The following is a 2,877-nucleotide window of genomic DNA, read 5'->3' as shown; positions in this document are numbered from 1 at the left end:
TTTCGGTCATGTATTTCTTGCGGCTGTCGAAATCGTAGGCATCGGTCAAGAGCCCGTCGATGCTTTCTTTCAGCAGCCGCTGCTCCTCGGACAAATCGAAATCCATGTGCGTCACTCTCTCCAAATCAGCGCGAGCAATTCGGTTGCCGTCGCCTCGTCCTCCGCCGTCATCCCCGCGAAAGCGGGGATCCAGTAACCACGGCCGCTTGTCGTCAATGACAACCGCCGCGGCGTACTGGGTCCCCCGCCCTTCGCGGGGACGACGTCCGTTCCTCCTTGTCCTACGCCGTTACAACCCCAGCACCGCCTTGGTGATGATGTTGCGCTGGATCTCATTGGAGCCGCCGTAGATCGAGACCTTGCGGTTGTTGAAATAGCTCGGCGCGATCTGCGCGGTCCAGTCCATCGTCTCGTTGGAATCCTCGTCGCCATGGACGTCGTACGGCGCGGCGAACGGGCCGATCACCCCCATCAGCAGCTCGGTCGTGGTCTGCTGGATCTCCGAGCCCTTGATCTTCAAGACCGAGGAGGCCGGGTTCGGCTTGCCCTTGCCGTGCTTGCCCTCATCGGCGACGACGCGCAGCTGCGTCAGCTCGAGCGCCTTCAGCTCGATCTCGCAGGCCGCAAGCTTCTCGCGGAATGCCGGATCCTGGATGATCGGACGGCCGCCGGACTCGACCTTGGAGGCGAGATCCCTGATGCGGCGGATGCGCTCCTTGGAGACGCCGACGCGCGCAATCCCGGTGCGCTCGTTGCCGAGCAGGAATTTTGCGTAGTCCCAGCCCTTGTTCTCCTCGCCGACCAGGTTCTCGACCGGCACCTCGACGTCGTCGAGAAAGACTTCATTGACTTCATGGCCGCCGTCGATGGTCTGGATCGGCCGCACCGTGATCCCCTTGCTCTTCATGTCCACCAGGATGAAGGAGATGCCGGTCTGCTTCTTCGCTGAGGGATCGGTGCGGCACAGGCAGAAGATCATGTCGGCGTGCTGCGCAAGGGTGGTCCAGGTCTTCTGGCCGTTGATGACGTATTTGTCGCCCTTGCGCTCGGCCTTGGTCTTCAGCGAGGCGAGGTCGGAGCCCGAGCCCGGCTCGGAAAAGCCCTGGCACCACCAGTCATCGACATTGGCGATGCGCGGCAGATAATGCTTCTTCTGCGCCTCGTTGCCGAAGGTGTAGATCACCGGACCGACCATGCTGACGCCGAAGGCGAGCGGCGCCGGCGCCGGGTGCATCTGCAGCTCCTCGTTGAAGATATAGTGCTGCACCGAGCTCCACCCCGTGCCGCCATATTCCCTCGGCCAGTGCGAGACGCCCCAGCCCTTCTTGTTGAGGATGCGCCACCAGGTCACCATCTCATCCTTGGACAGATGCCGCCCTTCGACCAGCTTGCGCCGCGTTTCCGGCGGCACGTTGTCGCGGAAGAACGCCCGCACCTCTTCGCGAAACGCCTGCTCTTCTTTCGTGAAAGCGAGATCCATCGGATCCTCCTGTGAGCGATGACCTTCATCTCGTCATTCCGGGGCGTGCGAAGCGCGAACCCGGAACTCGACGTAGTAACTTCTGGATTCCGGATCAGGCGCTTCGCGCCTGTCCGGAATGACGCGTATCCTAATGCACCACCTCGAACAGCCCGGCCGCGCCCATGCCGCCGCCGACGCACATGGTGACGACGGCGTATTTCGCCTTGCGGCGGCGGCCCTCGATCAGGGCATGCCCCGTGAGCCGCGCGCCCGACATGCCATAGGGATGGCCGACCGCGATCGCGCCGCCATTGACGTTGATTTTTTCGGGATCGATGCCGAGCCTGTCGCGGCAATAGATCACTTGCACCGCGAACGCCTCGTTCAGTTCCCAGAGGCCGATATCGTCGATTGAAAGATTGTGGCGCTTGAGCAGCCGGGGCACCGCGAACACCGGTCCGATGCCCATCTCGTCGGGCTCGCAGCCATGGGTGACAAAGCCGCGGAAGATGCCGAGCGGCGTCAGCCCGCGCCGCGCGGCTTCCGTGTCGCTCATGATCACGGTCGCGCTGGCACCATCCGAGAGCTGGCTGGCATTGCCGGCGGTGATGGAAAATCCGTCGCCGCGCACCGGCTTCAGCCCGGCCAGGCCTTCGGCTGTCGTCTCGGGGCGCGGACCCTCGTCCTTGGACAACGTGACATCCTTGAAGGAGACCGCACCGGTCGCCTTGTCGGTCACCGCCATCTTGGTCGTGATCGGCGCCAGCTCATCGTTGAACCTGCCGCCCTGCTGCGCGGCCGCCGTGCGGCGCTGGCTCTCCAGCGAATATTCGTCCTGCCTTTCGCGCGAGATGTTGTAGCGTTTGGCGACCACTTCCGCGGTGTCGATCATCGGCATGTAGACTTCGCCCTTGATCTCCAGCAGTGCCGGATCCTGGGCGTGGAACGTGTTCATCTTGTCGTTCTGCACCAGCGAGATCGATTCGCCGCCGCCGCCGACCGCCACAGTGACGCCGTCAAAGATCACCGAGCGCGCGGCGAGCGCGATCGCTTGCAACCCCGAGGCGCATTGCCGGTCGATCGTGGTACCGCCGACGCTCGCCGGGAGGCCGGCGCGCAGCAGCGCCTTGCGCGCGATGTTGCTGCCGGTCGAGCCCTGCTGCAACGCGGCGCCCATCACCACATCCTCGACTTCTGCGGGATCGACGTGAGCGCGCTTGACCGCCTCCGATATCGCGTGCCCGAGCAGCGTCGCGCCTTCCGTGACGTTGAGCGCGCCGCGATAGGCCTTGCCGATCGGCGTGCGGGCGGTGGAAACGATGACGGCGTCGGTCATGACGAGGTTCCTGTTGCGAGTTTGGGTTGTTGCAAGGGCATCGTCTGCTGCTTGCGCAATTCATGGCGCGACAGCTTTC

Annotated in this window: 2 protein-coding genes; both read right to left on the bottom strand. The window is 63.9% G+C overall.

Going from position 1 to position 2,877, the window contains the following annotated elements; all coding sequences use genetic code 11:
• Positions 1–289: 289 nt before the first annotated feature.
• Positions 290–1,480 (bottom strand): pimeloyl-CoA dehydrogenase large subunit, encoded by a 1,191-nt coding sequence (pimC, locus tag JOZ76_RS03460; protein WP_291697228.1) that lies wholly within the window; start codon positions 1,478–1,480, stop codon positions 290–292.
• A gap of 130 nt (positions 1,481–1,610) precedes the next feature.
• Complete coding sequence (locus JOZ76_RS03455; protein ID WP_291697227.1) at positions 1,611–2,798, bottom strand: acetyl-CoA C-acyltransferase; 1,188 nt, start codon at positions 2,796–2,798, stop codon at positions 1,611–1,613.
• Positions 2,799–2,877: the final 79 nt, after the last annotated feature.

It is taken from the genome of Bradyrhizobium sp. (genome assembly GCF_019244115.1).
In the GTDB taxonomy this organism is placed as follows: Bacteria; Pseudomonadota; Alphaproteobacteria; order Rhizobiales; family Xanthobacteraceae; genus Bradyrhizobium.
This window is presented reverse-complemented; position numbering and strand designations above follow the sequence as displayed.

Coding starts and splice junctions, on each gene's coding strand:
- pimC (WP_291697228.1), bottom strand. CDS start 1,480: ATGGATCTCGCTTTCACGAAAGAAGAGCAGGCGTTTCGCGAAGAGGTG.
- JOZ76_RS03455 (WP_291697227.1), bottom strand. CDS start 2,798: ATGACCGACGCCGTCATCGTTTCCACCGCCCGCACGCCGATCGGCAAG.